The organism is Bacteroides sp. AF32-8BH, from assembly GCF_003435205.1.
Classification (GTDB): Bacteria; Bacteroidota; Bacteroidia; order Bacteroidales; family Bacteroidaceae; genus Bacteroides; species Bacteroides ovatus.
Window position 1 is genome coordinate 70470 of sequence record NZ_QVLZ01000013.1, and the last position, 16481, is coordinate 86950.

General features: G+C 40.5%; 14 protein-coding genes. 10 read left to right on the forward strand and 4 right to left on the reverse strand.

Features of this window, described 5'->3' with window-relative positions:
• The first annotated feature begins 8 nt into the window (after positions 1-8).
• The 8 genes from DWZ47_RS11285 to DWZ47_RS11320 all read left to right on the forward strand — a co-directional run bounded on the left by DWZ47_RS11285 (position 9) and on the right by DWZ47_RS11320 (position 9708).
• The gene (locus DWZ47_RS11285) at positions 9-2666 is read left to right on the forward strand and encodes a DUF4458 domain-containing protein (protein WP_008648329.1); all 2658 of its coding nucleotides are present in this window, start codon (positions 9-11) and stop codon (positions 2664-2666) included.
• 27 nt (positions 2667-2693) lie between these two features.
• Positions 2694-4400, forward strand: coding sequence for a BACON domain-containing protein (locus tag DWZ47_RS11290; protein WP_008648328.1), 1707 nt, complete (start codon positions 2694-2696; stop codon positions 4398-4400).
• A 10-nt stretch (positions 4401-4410) separates the two neighbouring features.
• Entirely contained in the window at positions 4411-6480 is a 2070-nt protein-coding gene (locus DWZ47_RS11295) for a S8 family peptidase (RefSeq protein ID WP_008648327.1), read from the forward strand.
• An 8-nt stretch (positions 6481-6488) separates the two neighbouring features.
• Positions 6489-7247 carry a DUF1573 domain-containing protein gene (locus DWZ47_RS11300; RefSeq protein WP_004297329.1) on the forward strand — a complete coding sequence of 253 codons (759 nt, stop codon included), beginning with the start codon at positions 6489-6491 and terminating at the stop codon, positions 7245-7247.
• Between the two features lie 21 nt (positions 7248-7268).
• Entirely contained in the window at positions 7269-7763 is a 495-nt protein-coding gene (locus DWZ47_RS11305; RefSeq protein ID WP_224440799.1) for a lipocalin family protein, read from the forward strand.
• A 203-nt stretch (positions 7764-7966) separates the two neighbouring features.
• Positions 7967-8395 (forward strand): Fur family transcriptional regulator, encoded by a 429-nt coding sequence (locus DWZ47_RS11310; RefSeq protein WP_004297332.1) that lies wholly within the window; start codon positions 7967-7969, stop codon positions 8393-8395.
• 22 nt (positions 8396-8417) lie between these two features.
• A complete protein-coding gene (locus DWZ47_RS11315) occupies positions 8418-8978 on the forward strand; it encodes an NADH peroxidase (protein ID WP_004297333.1) in 561 nt (186 codons plus the stop codon).
• A gap of 94 nt (positions 8979-9072) precedes the next feature.
• On the forward strand, positions 9073-9708 hold the full coding sequence (locus tag DWZ47_RS11320) for a SagB/ThcOx family dehydrogenase (protein ID WP_004306006.1): 636 nt from the start codon (positions 9073-9075) through the stop codon (positions 9706-9708).
• Between the two features lie 109 nt (positions 9709-9817).
• Here the strand turns inward: DWZ47_RS11320 and DWZ47_RS11325 are convergent, their stop codons facing one another.
• Together DWZ47_RS11325 and trxA are read right to left on the reverse strand one after the other, a co-directional pair.
• Complete coding sequence (locus DWZ47_RS11325; RefSeq protein WP_004306007.1) at positions 9818-10282, reverse strand: thioredoxin domain-containing protein; 465 nt, start codon at positions 10280-10282, stop codon at positions 9818-9820.
• Between the two features lie 17 nt (positions 10283-10299).
• Positions 10300-10599, reverse strand: a complete 300-nt coding sequence (gene trxA / locus DWZ47_RS11330; protein WP_004306008.1) for a thioredoxin — start codon at positions 10597-10599, stop codon at positions 10300-10302.
• A gap of 168 nt (positions 10600-10767) precedes the next feature.
• Here trxA and DWZ47_RS11335 point away from each other — a divergent pair, with 168 nt between their 5' ends.
• Positions 10768-11895 carry a glycosyltransferase family protein gene (locus DWZ47_RS11335; RefSeq protein ID WP_004297338.1) on the forward strand — a complete coding sequence of 376 codons (1128 nt, stop codon included), beginning with the start codon at positions 10768-10770 and terminating at the stop codon, positions 11893-11895.
• On the forward strand, positions 11892-12074 hold the full coding sequence (locus DWZ47_RS11340; RefSeq protein WP_004306010.1) for a type II toxin-antitoxin system HicB family antitoxin: 183 nt from the start codon (positions 11892-11894) through the stop codon (positions 12072-12074). Before DWZ47_RS11335 ends, DWZ47_RS11340 begins: the two co-directional genes overlap by 4 nt.
• 86 nt (positions 12075-12160) lie before the next feature.
• On the opposite strand, the gene DWZ47_RS11345 is transcribed toward DWZ47_RS11340, so the two are convergent.
• The gene (locus DWZ47_RS11345) at positions 12161-14317 is read right to left on the reverse strand and encodes a S46 family peptidase (protein WP_004306011.1); all 2157 of its coding nucleotides are present in this window, start codon (positions 14315-14317) and stop codon (positions 12161-12163) included.
• Entirely contained in the window at positions 14318-16477 is a 2160-nt protein-coding gene (locus tag DWZ47_RS11350; RefSeq protein WP_004306012.1) for a S46 family peptidase, read from the reverse strand.
• Between the last annotated feature and the right edge of the window lie 4 nt (positions 16478-16481).

Below are 16481 nucleotides of genomic sequence, written 5' to 3' on the forward strand. Positions count from 1 at the left end.
ATGATTTTATGAAAACAAAGATATTATTTATAAGAATGTTTGTCCTTTCCTGTATACTGTTTATTCTAGGGTTTACAGTAGGAAGTTGCTCTGACGACGATGATGCTGTGCTTCAGGCAGGATATGGATATGCTCAGTTCAAACTCTATAAGAGTGGGTTGGCAGAAACGAAAAAAACGCGTGCCAGTACGAATGAACTGAACTATTTGCGCGATGCGCAAAAAATGAAGATTGTACTCATCAATCAGGACGATGGTACTGAAGTTGTGCAGACTGTGGGTCTGGAGGCGATGGGAGATGATAGTGAATTTGGCCTGCGAAGTGAAAAACTTCAGTTGATGGCCGGAACCTACCAGATTGTTGGTTTCTACCTATTTAAAGCAGATGGAACAGCACAGGAATTGAAACAAATTCTTTCCGGAGAACCGTATGAAAAGACGATTATCACGGTGATCAATGGTGGATTGGCTGTACAAGATATACATGTGAAAGTCGTGAATCGAGGTATAGTGAAATTTACCGTGACTAAGAATTTTCTACCATCTACTCGTGCGACATTGGGAGAGGATTATCTGTTCTCTGATATTAAATATATTAATGTAACAGTACAGGAGCAATTTACAAAAAAGGATACGACTTTTAGTAATGTTAGTGTAGAATATACGGAGAAACTGGACGGCAATGGAACAAAAATATCCGTGGCCGTCAGTGATTCACTTTTCCGACTTCCTGCAGGTAAGTATAAAGTCAAGAATTATACGACCATTAAGAAAAACAAAAGTTCTTTGGAGTATGGAGAGGTGAATGGGGCTGATTTTGAAGTTTCGGATAATGTGACTACTGAAGTTAAAATTCCAGTTAATTTCAGTAAAACTACTGGCAGTATTAAAGATTATCTGATTCTGAAAGAAATTTGGGAAGCCCTGAAAGGTCCGGCTATTCCTGAAAAGAATCAAAAGGGATGGAGTTATTCCGGTGTTACATATCCTTTAGGAACTAACTGGGATTTTAATAAAGATATTGATTTATGGGGAGAGCAACCTGGCGTAGGATTGGATGAGAAAGGACGTGTCATAGGTCTTACTATTGGTGCGTTCGGTCCTGAAGGCGATATTCCAGCATCCTTAGGAGAATTGACGGAACTTAGAACATTGTCATTAGGTAATCACTCCGAACAAGTGGGTGATAATATTATTGAGAAAACAATAGGAACTGAACTGACTGAAGTACAGAAGAACTCTGTACGAAATGATTTTTATAATAAGTTCGTAAAAAAGGATATGGCATCATATTTCTCTGAACCTATACAAGCTGCGCTGAAATGGCAGAAAGAGGGGATACCTAGTCGTTTTTCACAGGCTGATGTAAAGAGCGAAGCCAGTCGTCCTTCTTTGAAGGATGTGCCGGTTAATCGGTTGACAAATGGAATACATAGAATTCCTGCTTCTATAGGAAATCTGGTAAATTTGCAATACTTATACATTGCCAATGGCAAATTTGAGGGATTTGAACCGGGTACTAATCTTAGCAAATTAGAAAATCTGACAGACCTTGAAATTTACAATTGTCCGTCAATGAAAAAACTTCCAGAGGAATTGCAACAATTACCTAACCTTCAATCATTCAATTTGGCGAGCAATCCGAATTTGGGAGATTTTCATGAGGATTTGGGCGAGTTTGTAGCTAGTGAAAATATAAGTAAGACATTACAAATATTTTATTTGACCTACAATAATCTGACTGTCTTACCGGATATGTCGATGGTGAAAAAACTGGGTAAACTGGATTGTGCATACAATAAGATTAAAAAGATTGAGAAAGCTTTCGGTAGCGATGTGGTCTTAGTGCAATTGTCAATGGATTATAATCAAATAGAAGAATTGCCGCGTGATGGAAGTGGAAGCTTCTGCGGATATGCAGATGTGGAGTCTTTCTCTTTTGCACATAATAAATTGAAAAAATTCCCGAATATATTTAGTTCACAATCTATATATGTAATGTCTTCGGTTAATTTCTCATTCAATGAGATAGATGGATTTGAAGGTGAGGAAGACGGTACATTTAAGGGCGTGAATGCTAATACGATTGCCTTAGGTGGTAATAAACTGAAAAAATTCCCGGATATACTATTCAAAACAAATTCTCAAGTGTCTGTTTTAGGATTGAACGGTAACGGTATAGAGGAGATTCCGAAAGGTACGTTTAGTGCTTCAAAATATTCTTATATGATGAAAACGCTGGACCTGACTTATAATAAGTTGTCGAAGTTGCCGGATGATTTCAACGGAAAGAACATGCCTTTCCTTTATGGAGTAGATATAAGTAACAACCGTTTTACGGAAGTTCCTACAGGTCCGATGGATGCAGCTACATTGACTGTTTACGCTGTCCGTAGCCAGCGCGATGAGAACGGTAATCGTTTGTTGAGAAAATGGCCGTCTAATATATCTTTATGTCCGAGTTTGCGGCAGTTCTGCATTGGTGGAAATGATTTGCGAAAGATTACTGATACGATTTCCCCGTATGTTATCGTTTTTGAGATAAAGGATAATCCAAATATCTCTCTTAATCTTTCCAATGTCTGCAATATGATTAAGGCAGGAGCGTATCTCCTTATCTATGATCCGGAACAGGATATTCGCGGATGTGATTATTTGAAAAATTAAATGGATAAATAATAAAAAAGAATCTATATGAAACCATTGTTTAATATATATTTATGCCTCTTTGCAAGTTTGCTTTTTATTGCAGCTTGTAATGATTCGGATGAAGAGGGGATTACTGGTTTCACCATTGACACTCAAGAAGTTACATTAGGTGCTACTGGAGGAATGGAGCCGGTAAAAGTGGCTTCAGGTACCAAATGGGTGGCAAAGGTAGACAAACCTTGGGTGAAGGTGATGCCCGCTAATGGTGTAGGAAGTACTAATTGTGAAATTGTAGTAGACTCTACGCTTTCTAATGACGTGCGACATGCTGTCGTGACATTTGTACCGGAAGGACAACCGAAACAGGAATTGAAAATACATCAGACCGGATATGGAAAGATGATTGGACTGGATAAATATGAAGTGGAAGTGCCCAATATGGGGAATGCAGATAAAAGATATTTTGATATATCAGTGACTACAAATGTCGAGTTTAAGGTTGATTATCCTTTGATAGGCTCTTGGGTAACTACTACTAAAAGAAATCCTGATATTTCATTGGATTATGGAGCTCGTCCCCGTACTATCAAGATGCGATTCAAGTGGGAGATGAATACAGACCCCCAAGAAAGAATTGCTTCTATAAAATTTCTTCCAGTGAACGAAGCTGATGAATTGGAGAAAGAAGTGACCTTGACGGTAAAGCAGGAAGCCGCACCGGAAATAACGGATGATAGAAGAGGAGATTCTATTGCTATTGTTATTGCAAGTACAAAATTGCGCTCAATGACTAACTGGGATGCTAGTGAACGTCTTGACTATTGGTTGGGGGTAACCGTTTGGGAAAAGACAGATAAAGGTGTAACACCCGAGCAGCTGGGACGTGTACGTTCCGTTGAATTCAGGATGCTGAATACAAAAGAAGAGTTACCTGCTGAAATCGGTAAAATTAAATATCTGGAAACGTTGGTTGTTTATGGTAACACGAACACTATGTTGCTCCCTTCTCCTTATCGGATTGGAAATGCATTGGCAGGATTAAAATATCTAAGGAATCTGACAATAAGTGCACTAGGTATTACAACAATCTCGAAAACAGAATTGGAAAGCTCGCGTAAAGACTTGATCACCTTGGATTTGAGTGGAAATAATTTCACGACTATTCCGTATGATTTGACTCCTGCTAATTTCCCGGGACTGCTCAATTTAAGTTTAACAGGTAATCGCCGTTATAGTACAATTACAGATTTAAGTACTGAAACGCGTGACAATCCAGGGTTATGTATAGATGCTTCTTCTTCTACATTAAAAAATTTATTGAAGTGGAAAAATCTGAAATCTTTATCATTATCTTATAATTTGATTTATGGTAAACTCCCAACATTTATTAATAGCTATAATGGTAGTCCTGAATATGGTGTATCTACTTACACAGATGAGGATATCCAGCAAAACGATACATTAATGAGTGCCAGCGAGGAGGTGAAAGCAAAACTAAAAACAATTCCGAATATTCTGCCTAATGCCGAACATTTCTCTATTAACTTGAATTTCTTGACTGGTGATGATTTGCCGGATTGGTTACTCTATCATCCACGTTTTGCGCGTTTTGATCCATTTACCTTGATTTATACGCAAGATTCAGGTAAAGATAAGAGTGGCAATATTCCTGGTTTTAAGAATGAACCGTCAAATTTGGAATGGTTCTATGAACGTTATCCGAAAGCCAGACCTACATTAACAGATAATTGATTTTTTGATTATGAAAAGAATATATTTAATTCTAATAGCCGCTGTAGCGATCACTTTTGCATCTTGTTCCGATCAGGATATGGATGCTGTGAAACCTGATACAGGACAGGGAGCTCCTATCATAGATTTACCCGAAGGAGCTACTCAGGGTAAAATTTTGGTAAAATTTAAACCGGAAGCGGCATCCTTTTTGGATGCTGCTACTACCCGCTCTATCGGAGGTGCTTTGACCCGTTCGGGAATTTCGGATATGGATGCAGTTCTGCAGCGAATCGGTATTTCTGAACTGGAACGTATTTTTCCGGTGGACAGTCGTACGGAAGAACGTACTCGCAAAGCGGGATTGAATCTTTGGTATATTATCCATTTTGCTGAAGATACGGATTTGGAGCAGGTAGCCAAGGACTTGTCACAAGTGGCGGATGTAGCAAAAGTCCAGTTCACTCGTGCTATTCAGCGTTCTTATGATCCGAATGTACGGGCAACTGTGCTCACCAAGCAGGCAATGACCCGTGTGGTGCATACAACTCGTGCTGTGAATACCGATGCGAACGATCCTTTTTTTAATCTACAATGGGGATGTAAGAATGATGGTTCTATTCTTCAGAATGGAGAAAAAAATGATAAAGGAGATAATGTAGTACCTGCTGTAATGGGTGTTGATGTAAATTGTGGGGAAGCCTGGAAGCTTTGTACGGGTAATCCTTCCATTGTTGTTGCTGTGCTTGATGAAGGTGTGATGTACGACCATCCTGACTTGGAAGGAAATATATGGGTGAATGAGGATGAAACATTTGCTTCAAAGGAAGATGCTGATGGAAATGGTTATGCCGGTGACCGCTATGGCTACAACTTCACAGATGATAAAGGCTATATCTCTTATGACGACCCGAATGATACCGGACATGGGACTCATGTGGCCGGGATTATCAGTGCAGTGAGGAATAATGGTGAAGGTATTAGTGGCATTGCAGGAGGGGATAAAGCCAATAATAGAGGTGGTGTAAAAATCATGAGTTGTCAGGTCTTTTCCGGTTCTAAAGGATGTGACTTGTATCAGGAAGCGAAAGCTGTGAAATATGCAGCAGATAACGGTGCCGTTATTTTGCAGTGTAGTTGGGGATATAATTCGGGGCTTTCCAATCCTATTAGTGGGTATACCCCGGGGTTTACTTCTGATAAAGATTGGGTCGATGCTGCTCCGTTGGAAAAAGAAGCCTTCGATTATTTTCTTCATAATGCCGGTTCGCCAAACGATGTCATAGACGGAGGTATCATTGTATTTGCCGCAGGTAATGAATATGCAGCTATGGCCGGATATCCGGGAGCTTATCCTGATTATATATCTGTAGCCGCTTTGGCTGCCGACGGGACTCCTTCCTGTTACTCCAACTATGCGATGGGCGTTTCTATTGCAGCTCCGGGTGGTGACAGTGATTATCATCAGAGCTCGAAAGGAAAAATATATTCCACATTACCTCCTTCTGCCAATGAAGATGGTGGGGAAAATTCTCATTACGGATATATGGAAGGAACATCGCAGGCTTGTCCACATATTTCGGGAGTAGCGGCATTGGGACTTTCTTATGCAGCTGAATTACATCGTCATTTCCGTGCAGATGAATTCCGTAAAATGATATTGGAGTCTGTCAATCCGGTGGAACCCTATTTTAAAGAAACGAAAGTTTATTGGTACACAAATGCTTCGTTCGGACAAATAGCTGCCGGACAAATGGAGCCTGCCGCTTATGCGGGCAATATGGGAACAGGGTTGATTGATGCCTATAAGCTGTTGAAAGCAGTTGAAGGAGGTGGTGTGGAGATGACTGTACCTAATATGTATGTGGCCGTCGAAGCTACAAGTAAAATCAATTATTCCCGTTATTTCAAAAATGGAGAGAATATGACCTTTACCTGTACAGTTGATGATAACTCAATTGCTACCCTTACGACAGAGAACAACATTACTTTCACTTTGAAAGGCTTGAAAGTTGGTTCTACAAAAGCTACAGTCAAGGCGAGTGACGGCACCAAGCAAGATTTTTTCATCACTGTTCGTAAGAACGATAGTTGGATGTAAACTCTATTATGAAACGATATCTTGCCGAAACCATCGAACTTGGGCTGTTCCTTCTTATTTACCTGTTTCCTGTGCATAGCTTTGCGCAGGAAACAGTCGAACAAGTCTTGCAGTTTGAACATACAGTAATGAATATAGGAACTTTATCAGAAGACGATGATCCGGCAATGTATCATTTTAAATATCATAATGTAAGCAAGAAGCCTATATACCTTTCCAAGTTAACTACTTCCTGTGGTTGTACGGTAGCCAAATATGATAAAAAGGTAGTGCAACCGGGAGAGCAGGGAGAAATCATATTGGTCTTTCATCCAATGGATCAGGCTGGTGATTTGTATAGGGAAGCGTTTGTTTATACCGATCTTTCGAAGGAGCATCCTACAGCTAAGTTGGCACTCGTCGGTAAGGTATTGCCTACCGCTGACCGATGGAGGGACTATCCTGTATATATAGGGAACACATTACGGCTGAAAAGAAAGGATTGGCAAGTCAGGATACTTTCCCGAGAAGGGAGGCAAGTGGAAAGATTTGTATGCGTTAATACAGGGAAACAGCCTTTGAGGTTATCAGCCTTGTTGTTACCGGAATACATTCACTTCCATACAGAACCGGAAATTATTTCTCCGGGAATAGAAGCTGATATGGTTCTTTCTATTGATAAGGGCTTACTACCTCAAAAGAATGAAATTACATTTCATTTTATGTTGGATGGTATTCCTGTCCGGCCTTGCGAAAGGAGAATACAGGTGAAACTATTGTTACAATAATAATTATTATAAAATATGTATATGAAAAATATATTCAAAATGATGTTACTGCTCACTATGGCATTATTTATGTCATGTGGAGACGACGATGAAGTGAAGCTTCCTGATACGAAGGATGTAAATTATGCGAATATTGCAGGGACTTGGCGATTGAGTGAATGGAATGGAGAAAAGATAGACGGTGATACACGATACTATTATATCAAGTTTGACCGGAAAGAGAAAGACGGAAAACGTTCTTATACCATTTATACAAACCTCAACAGTGCTACGTCCCAGCAAATTCCCGGCTCCTTTACTCTGAATAAAGAGGAGGATTACGGAGATGTTATTAGCGGTACTTATTATTACCAGCTTGATACGGACGATGAATGGGAATATTCATATATCGTTTCGGGGTTAACTGATATTTCAATGGTATGGACTGCTAAAGAGGATATGGGGGAAATAAAAGTTTATACTCGATGTGAGGATATACCATCAGATATCTTAACCGGAACACGAACTTCATTCTAATCTTGATACTTTTAGTATCTTTTATAATAAAACCGTTTAAGTCAGTTTCTTGCACTTAAACGGTTTTGTTTTTGTATTAATCTTCAGTAGTACAGATTATATATAAAAAAACGAAGATTTATTTGGAAATAATATTGAAACTCTTTATCTTTGCATTGAATTTATAATTGTAATGAATACAACTTTGAAAGAAAGGGAAGATAATGAAGCCATACGATCGATTATTAGAACATAATATCAAGCCGTCCATGCAGCGTATCGCTATCATGGAATATCTGATGGATAATCCGATTCATCCATCAGCTGATGATATATATACTGCACTATCTCCCTCGATGCCGACACTTTCAAAAACTACGGTTTATAATACATTGAAATTGTTTTCGGAGCAAGGAGCAGCCTTGATGCTTACAATTGATGAGAAGAATACGAACTTTGACGCAGATACTTCCGTACATTCTCATTTTTTGTGCAAGCGTTGTGGACACATTTATGATCTGAAATGCCCGGAAGCCATAAAGAAAGTGGAGAATATAGACATGGATGGTCACCAGGTATCAGAAGTTCATTATTATTATAAAGGTATTTGCAAGAATTGCTTAAGTAAAGATAAAGAAACACGTATTGACTAATTAATTTAAAATTGAGAAGAAAATGAAAAAATTTAGATGTACTGTATGCGGTTACGTTCATGAAGGTGACGCAGCTCCTGAAAAATGCCCATTGTGTAAAGCTCCTGCCAGCAAATTCGTAGAAGTTGTTGAGGTAGAAGGTGGCGCATTGTCTTTTGCTGACGAACACGTTATTGGTGTGGCAAAAGGTTGTGACGAAGAAATGATTAAGGACCTGAACAATCACTTCATGGGAGAATGTACTGAAGTTGGTATGTATTTGGCTATGAGCCGTCAGGCAGACCGTGAAGGTTATCCTGAAGTAGCTGAAGCTTTCAAACGTTACGCTTGGGAAGAAGCTGAACATGCTGCTAAGTTTGCGGAATTGTTGGGCGACTGCGTATGGGATACTAAAACGAACCTGCAGAAACGTAAAGATGCTGAACAAGGTGCATGCGAAGACAAAAAACGTATCGCAACTCGTGCTAAAGCTCTGAATCTGGATGCTATCCATGACACTGTACACGAAATGTGCAAAGACGAAGCTCGTCACGGTAAAGGTTTTGAAGGATTGTACAACCGTTATTTCGGTGATAAGAAATAATTAAGCCTAATAAACTCTTAAAAGGTCTGCATTCTGCAACGAATACAGACCTTTTTTATTTATATTTGTCTATCAATTTTTAAATACCACAGTTATGAGAAAAGTACAACTATTGTTAGTTTGTTTAATGCTTTCGGTGGCTGCTTTTGCTGCTGACAAAGTGATTAAATTGCCGAAGCCTAATTTAAACCGTACCGGTGCGGTGATGAAGGCATTGTCTGAACGACATTCAACTCGCGAGTATGCTTCTAAATCATTGAGTCTGTCGGATCTGTCTGATTTGTTATGGGCTGCTAATGGGATAAACCGTAAGGAATCCGGAATGAGAACAGCTCCGTCGGCGTTGAATAAGCAGGATGTGGATGTATATGTAGTATTACCTGAAGGAAGTTATCTGTATGATGCTAAAAATCATCAGTTGACTCTGGTTGCTGAAGGAGATCATCGTGGAGCAGTAGCCGGTGGACAGGCATTTGTGAAAACAGCTCCGGTGTCCTTGGTGTTAATCAGTGATCTTTCCAGATTTGGAGATGCGAAGAGTGCACGCAGCCAGTTGATGGGGGCTATGGATTCCGGCATCGTTTCTCAAAATATTTCAATATTCTGTTCCGCTGCTAACATAGCAACAGTGCCACGCGCTTCGATGGACAATGAACAATTGAAGAAAGTTTTGAAATTGAAAGATAGCCAAATGCCAATGATGAATCATCCTGTGGGATACTTCAAATAAGGATTGGCAAGATATACAAAAGAGTGACGGTATCCCGCAAGGATACCGTCACTCTTTTCCTATTATAGCGTTACTATCCCGACCGGATAGCGTCACTATATTTTCTTCTTTACTTCAAGAGAAATTCATCAATCGCTTTTTTGTAAGTTGCCTTGTCAGCAGCTCCACGGAAAAGCTGTGGATCTCCTTTCATGGGAATGAATACAAACAATGGAATACTTGTTGCATTAAATAAAGCTGCCAGTTCTTTTTGTTTATCTACATTGACTTTGTAGATGACAATTTTTCCGGCATATTCCTTTGCCAATTCTTTCATGATAGGAGCTGTCTGGCGACATGGTCCGCACCAATCTGCATATAAGTCGATGATGGCGGGCTTATTACCTTTATAATTCCACTCCTTTGATTTCTCATAATCGAAGACGTCTTTCAGAAACATTTCTTTGTCCATTACGACGACTTCACCGTTACCTGTTACCTCTTTTTTACCTTGATTAGTTTCCCTACTGTCATTGAATGCGTATACAATTACGCTTGCCATGACGAGGGCTACCATTACTAATACTTTCTTCATTCGTTATTATTATCTTTTTATGTATAATGCTTCTCGATAACCCCTTGCAGTTCGCTACTATGGATTACGCCGGAATGTCTCCAGACAGCCTCTCCATTCTTGAACAGTATAAAGGTTGGTACAGCTTGTATGCGATATTTAGTAGCCAGGTCTTCATGCTGGTCAACGTCTATCTTTGCAATACGTGCTTTATCTCCCACAATAAGTTTTAGTTCTTCTAAAACCGGTTTCATTGCTTTGCAAGGTCCACACCATTCTGCAAAGAAATCAACTAAAACGGGCACTGGTGACTGTATTAAATCTTCAAATTTTTCCATAATCTTTTCTTTCTTAGAGTTAAAAAGCAGTCTTTGAAGACCGCAAATATAATTTCTATTTTATTATATAACGAGAAAAAGCTGATTTTGTTCATGAAATAGTAATCATAGAGTCATCATCTTGTAATGTGAAAGAGGGAATTTTGCGTATCTAAAAATAATGGAACTATGAAATTTTTATTTATTGTTCAAGGTGAGGGGAGAGGGCATTTTACACAGGCAATCACTCTCGAAGAAATGTTATTGCGCAATGGGCATGAAGTAGTGGAAGTCTTAGTCGGGAAAAGCTCGACACGTACTTTGCCGGGATTTTTCAATCGGAGTATTCATGCACCGGTGAAGCGATTCATTAGTCCGAACTTTCTGCCTACGGCAGATAATAAACGGGCGAACCTGACGAAAAGCTTTGCATACAATTTATTAAGATTACCGGAGTATCTTCGTAGCATGTATTATATAAATCAGCGGATCAGGGAGACAGGGGCGGAAGTTGTCATCAACTTCTACGAGCTTTTAACCGGACTTACCTATGCACTCTTCCGTCCCTCCGTTCCGTATATTTGTGTTGGGCATCAGTATCTGTTTTTACATCGTGATTTCGAGTTTCCGGATAAAAATTCGTGCCAGTTATGGATGCTGCGTTTCTTTACCCGGATGACCGCTCTAAGATCTTCGAAGAAACTGGCTTTGTCTTTCCTGGAAATGGAACAGGATGATATGAATCAAATAGTGACCGTTCCTCCATTGATTCGTCAGGAAGTGACCGCTATCCGTCCGGAAAAGGGTGATTATATTCATGGATATATGGTTAATTCCGGGTTTGCTGATAGCGTGGAGAGTTTTCATGCGAAACATCCGGAAGTTCCTTTAACTTTTTTCTGGGATAGATCGGATGCTGAAGAGGTGACACGGATTGACGAAACATTGAGTTTCCATCAAATAGATGATGTGAAGTTTCTTAATGCTATGGCGGGTTGTAAGGCTTATGCCAGTACGGCAGGCTTCGAGTCTATTTGCGAAGCAATGTATCTTGGAAAACCTGTATTAATGGTTCCAGCACATATTGAACAAGACTGCAATGCCTATGATGCAATGAAAGCGGGGGCAGGAATAATCAGTGATTCCTTTGATTTGCAGCCGTTGCTTCGTTTTGCAGGAGAATATACTCCGAACCGTCATTTCGTTTATTGGGTTCGTAGCTGTGAACGTCGGATGATCCGTGAACTGGAGAAACTGGCAGCTTCACATTCAGAAATAACTTCAATACCAACATTCACTAATTATTTACCAATATGAAACTAAACAGAACGGATTATGTGCTTGAACGCGCATCAGATGGTGGCTACTATGTCTGGTTGACTGTAAATATGCAATGTAATGCTTATGGGGAATCTCCTGAAGAAGCAGTTCAGAATTTACAGAATATAATGAATGAGATGATTGACGAGATGTATATGGTGGAAGAGTTTATATAAATTGAAAATAGAGAATTAAAAATTGAGAAATATAATGCCAGATGGCATAACTTTTATTTCTCAATTTTTAATTCTCAACTCTCAACTTACTCAATGCTAAGTTCGTCGATGATATGAGAGGCTCCTGCGTATTTATCGATGATAAACAAGGTATAGCGGATGTCAACACAAGCGGCTCGCTGCGATGAAGGACGGAAAGCAATGTCTCCTGTTAAGCCTTCAAAGTTGCGGTCGAAAGCAGTTCCAACCAGCTGACCTTTGCTGTTAAATACCGGACTGCCGGAGTTTCCTCCTGTATTATCGGTGTTTACGATAAAGCAGACAGGCATTTCACCGTTTTTGCCATAACGTCCATAATCCTGGGAGTTATATAGCTCTTTTAGTTTTTGAGGCACTACGAATTCCCAGTTTCCCTGATCTTCTTTTTCCATCACACCTTTGAGGGTGGTATGAGCATCATATACCACACCGTCAGCCGGTTCATAAGAAAGCACCTGGCCGTATGTCAATCGTAAAGTAGAGTTCGCATCCGGATAAATCGGCGTTCCTTTTTCCTGTCTCATGTCCATCATGCCTTTCACCCATACTTTATGAGCTGCGTCATAGTTCTGATTGGCTTCTTTCATGGCAATGGCTGTTTTCAGAATTCCGTCGGTAACAGAATATTTGAATAATACCATCCAGTCATATCCTATTTTATACAAACTTGGTTTCTTGATAAACTTCTCAAAGTTTTTAGGATTGCCGAAAATGGAATGTTCGAAACAGGCATCAACGAAGGCGTCAATACTTCCCTTGAAACGAGAATTGATGATTTCGAAGATGTTGATTCGTTGTTCTGCAGGAATGTAGTTGGCATAAGTCTTCAGCATTTCTTTCGCTACCATCCGTTCCACGTCGGGGAAAGGGACAGAAGCAAAATACTTATCACCTTCTTTCTTCAGTTTTAGTTTTGCTTCTTTTATCTGCTCTTTATCTTTCGATTTCAGAGCGGTAACCAATTCTGTCGTGGAAGGGATACGCATAAAATCAAGGGCGGTGACCAATGCTTCATTGATAGCCTGCTGATGATATAGCGCATCGCGTCGGTGAGATACAATAGAGCGAATCTCATCAAAGGCTTTCTGATACGAATCATCTCCCTTTTCACGGCCGCGGGCTAATAGTTCTTCTTGCTGTGCACGTTTGGTATCCAGTACATTGAGGCGTATCAGTCCTTCATTCATGCCGATTGCATTTTTCCAATAATTGGCCGAAGAAGCATATTTGCTTGCATAATGAATACGCACTGCCGGATCTTTCAGCATTTGCTCCATAAGTACTTTCTGACGGGCTCCGCGTACATGCTGGCGCATGAAATTGGTCGTTTGCATCCGTTCTTCCACTTCGTCGGCAATCATATACCGCCAGTTACGTCCGGGGAATCCCATGACAAAGGTGAAATCTCCTTCCTGAACTCCGGCGAGGCTGATCTTCAGATGTTTTTTCACTTGCAGAGGAACGTTGTCTTTAGAATATTCTGCCGGTTTTCCATTCTTGTCCGCGTAAATACGGAAGAGAGAAAAGTCGCCTGTGTGACGAGGCCACATCCAGTTGTCGGTATCAGCTCCGAATTTACCGATGGAAGAAGGAGGAGCCCCTACCATACGAATATCACTGTATACTGTTTTGATGAACAGATAATATTTGTTTCCTCCATAAAAAGCCTTGAGCTCCAACTTTGTTGCAGGAGTTATTTCTATATTCTCGGCTTTGGCAAAACGTTCTGCTACGTTGCCAAGATAACTTGGAGATAGATAATTAACACCATCCGGGTCCGGATCTTTTTTCAGTTGTTCGTTGACGTAATCCGTCACATCGAGAATCCGGTCGATAAAAGTGACGGTCAATCCCGGAGTAGGGAGTTCCGCATCACGGTTCATAGCCCAGAAACCATCTGTCAGATAGTCATGTTCTACATTACTATGTTGCTGGATAGCTCCATAACCACAGTGATGGTTAGTCAGTACCAGTCCTTCGGAAGAGATAACTTCTCCCGTACATCCTCCTCCGAAGTGTACAACAGCGTCTTTTAGAGAAAGGCCATTTGCGTTGTATACTTCCTCTATCGGAATTTCGAGACCAAGTTCGCGCATGGCAACAGCGTTCTGTGCTTTCAGATCGGTTAGCATCCACATGCCTTCGTCGGCGTGGATGCTAAGAGTTGCCAGTGAAAATAGGACAAATAGGATTTGTTTTCTCATTTATTCTACGATTGTCATTTCATTGATTAGGTGTCCGCAGTTTCCTAACTTTTCCAAAATGAACAGGACATAACGGATATCCAGGTTAATACAACGTTGTAGGTTGTTGTCGAAGTTGATGTCACCGCTTAATGATTCCCAGTTGCCATCAAAAGCGCAACCGATCAGTTCTCCGTTTTCATTCAGTACCGGGCTGCCGGAGTTACCACCGGTGATGTCGTTGGTCGACAGGAAGCAGACAGGCATATCACCATTTGGCAAAGCATAGCGGCCATAATCTTTCTTTTCGATCAGTTCTTTCAGTTTGGCAGGTACAACGAATTCACGGTCTTCCGGATTTTCTTTTTCAAGAATACCTTTAGTGGTTGTATAGTAGTTGTAGTGTACGCCGTCTTTCGGATCATAAGGTTTCACGTTACCATAGGTCAGACGAATGGTAAAGTTTGCATCCGGATAAGAAGGTACAGGCAACTTCATTTCACCTAGACCACGGATATAAGTTTTGTGCAGCAAAGCTAGTTCCTGATCCATATCCTTGAGCTGGGAAGCCAGTGTATCCATCAAGTCGTATTTAGACTGGCAGTATTGTAGTGCCAGATCATTGTCAATCGCTTTCACTGAAGGCTTCTTTGTAAACTTCTCGAAGTTTGCCCGGTTGGCAAAAATAGAGTTGTCATACATATCATCAACGAATTTGTTATAATCGCCTTTATATTTCTGCTCAATAACCTTATAAATAGAAGGACGTTGGTTTGCCGGAATCATTTCAGCATATAAGGGGAACAAGGCTTTCGCTACCTTGCGGTCTACTTCATGATCGTAATCTTTGTTATGGATGCTTTCGTAAGTGCTTTCCAAGGCTTTCATGCGTGCTTCGATTACAGAATCGTTTTTCTCAAGCAATGCTTCGCGTGTTTTAGTCAACATCACATTGCCAAATTCGATAGCTCCGAAGAAAGTCTCTCTCAAACAGGTGTACTGATAGTTGAGAGGAGTTGTCTTAGCTACCAGGTCATCAATGTTCTTCACTACCGCTGCATATTCAGCATTGTTTTGTGCTTTTGCAAACTCTGCGAATTTGGCTTCTTGTGCAGCTTTTGTTCCCAATACATCATTATCGATGATGGCCTTATTCATGCCGATGGAGTTTTTCCAATAGTTGCTGGAACCCGCATACTTGTTAGCATATTGAATACGGATTTTGTCACTGGCATTCATTACCTCTTTCAGGACAGCCAAACGTGCACCACGAATACGGATACGTGGATCGTTTTCCGATTCCATACGTTCTTTTACTTCTGATACAGTCAGGTAGCGGCTCGTACTTCCGGGGAATCCCATAATCATTGCATAATCTCCTTCTTTCAATCCTTTGATAGAGATAGACAAATGTTTCTTGGTTTTCAGTGGGACGTTGCTCTCGCTGTATTCTGCCGGTTCACCATTTGCATCTGCATAAATACGGAACATGGAAAAGTCGCCGGTATGACGCGGCCACATCCAGTTGTCTGTTTCACCACCAAACTTACCGATAGAAGAGGGTGGAGCGGCTACCATACGTACATCCGGATATATTTTCTTATAGAAAAGATAGAATTTATTTCCGGCATAGAACGGAAGAGCTTGCGGAACAATTCCCTTTTTGTCTGCCAGGTCACTTTTAAAATAAAGATCATGAGCCAGCTTTTGAAGGAATATATTGCTGAATGATTCGGATTCGGTGATTTCTTTCGCCGCAATCTTGGCATTGACAATATCCGTAATATCTTCGATACGTTCGATAAATGTGAATTGCAATCCCGGAGTAGGGAGTTCTTTGTCTCTGGAAGTAGCCCAGAAACCATCAGTCAGATAATCGTGCTCAACACTACTATGTTGCTGGATGGAGGCGTAGCCACAATGGTGATTGGTCAGAATCAAACCTTCGGGTGAGATAATTTCTCCGGTACATCCGCCTCCGAATATACCTACGGCATCTTTAAGAGAAATTCCATTCGGATTATATAGGTCCTGTGCTTCCAGTTTTAATCCTTGTTTTTTCATCATGTCTATGGAGTGTTGCTGTTGCATCAGTTGCAATAGCCACATACCCTCATCCGCTTTAACGGAACATACAAAAAGCGCAGCCAGCGCTAATAGATAAAGTCTTAGTCTGTTCATTATT

What these genes read in the sequence shown, in the direction of transcription:
- DWZ47_RS11315 (WP_004297333.1), top strand. Translation starts at nt 8,418, where the DNA reads ATGAAAAAATTTAGATGTACTGTATGCGGTTACGTTCATGAAGGTGAC.
- DWZ47_RS11325 (WP_004306007.1), bottom strand. Translation starts at nt 10,282, where the DNA reads ATGAAGAAAGTATTAGTAATGGTAGCCCTCGTCATGGCAAGCGTAATT.
- DWZ47_RS11350 (WP_004306012.1), bottom strand. Translation starts at nt 16,477, where the DNA reads ATGAACAGACTAAGACTTTATCTATTAGCGCTGGCTGCGCTTTTTGTA.
- DWZ47_RS11305 (WP_224440799.1), top strand. Translation starts at nt 7,269, where the DNA reads ATGAAAAATATATTCAAAATGATGTTACTGCTCACTATGGCATTATTT.
- DWZ47_RS11320 (WP_004306006.1), top strand. Translation starts at nt 9,073, where the DNA reads ATGAGAAAAGTACAACTATTGTTAGTTTGTTTAATGCTTTCGGTGGCT.
- DWZ47_RS11300 (WP_004297329.1), top strand. Translation starts at nt 6,489, where the DNA reads ATGAAACGATATCTTGCCGAAACCATCGAACTTGGGCTGTTCCTTCTT.
- DWZ47_RS11295 (WP_008648327.1), top strand. Translation starts at nt 4,411, where the DNA reads ATGAAAAGAATATATTTAATTCTAATAGCCGCTGTAGCGATCACTTTT.
- DWZ47_RS11310 (WP_004297332.1), top strand. Translation starts at nt 7,967, where the DNA reads ATGAAGCCATACGATCGATTATTAGAACATAATATCAAGCCGTCCATG.
- DWZ47_RS11290 (WP_008648328.1), top strand. Translation starts at nt 2,694, where the DNA reads ATGAAACCATTGTTTAATATATATTTATGCCTCTTTGCAAGTTTGCTT.
- DWZ47_RS11340 (WP_004306010.1), top strand. Translation starts at nt 11,892, where the DNA reads ATGAAACTAAACAGAACGGATTATGTGCTTGAACGCGCATCAGATGGT.
- trxA (WP_004306008.1), bottom strand. Translation starts at nt 10,599, where the DNA reads ATGGAAAAATTTGAAGATTTAATACAGTCACCAGTGCCCGTTTTAGTT.
- DWZ47_RS11345 (WP_004306011.1), bottom strand. Translation starts at nt 14,317, where the DNA reads ATGAGAAAACAAATCCTATTTGTCCTATTTTCACTGGCAACTCTTAGC.
- DWZ47_RS11335 (WP_004297338.1), top strand. Translation starts at nt 10,768, where the DNA reads ATGAAATTTTTATTTATTGTTCAAGGTGAGGGGAGAGGGCATTTTACA.
- DWZ47_RS11285 (WP_008648329.1), top strand. Translation starts at nt 9, where the DNA reads ATGAAAACAAAGATATTATTTATAAGAATGTTTGTCCTTTCCTGTATA.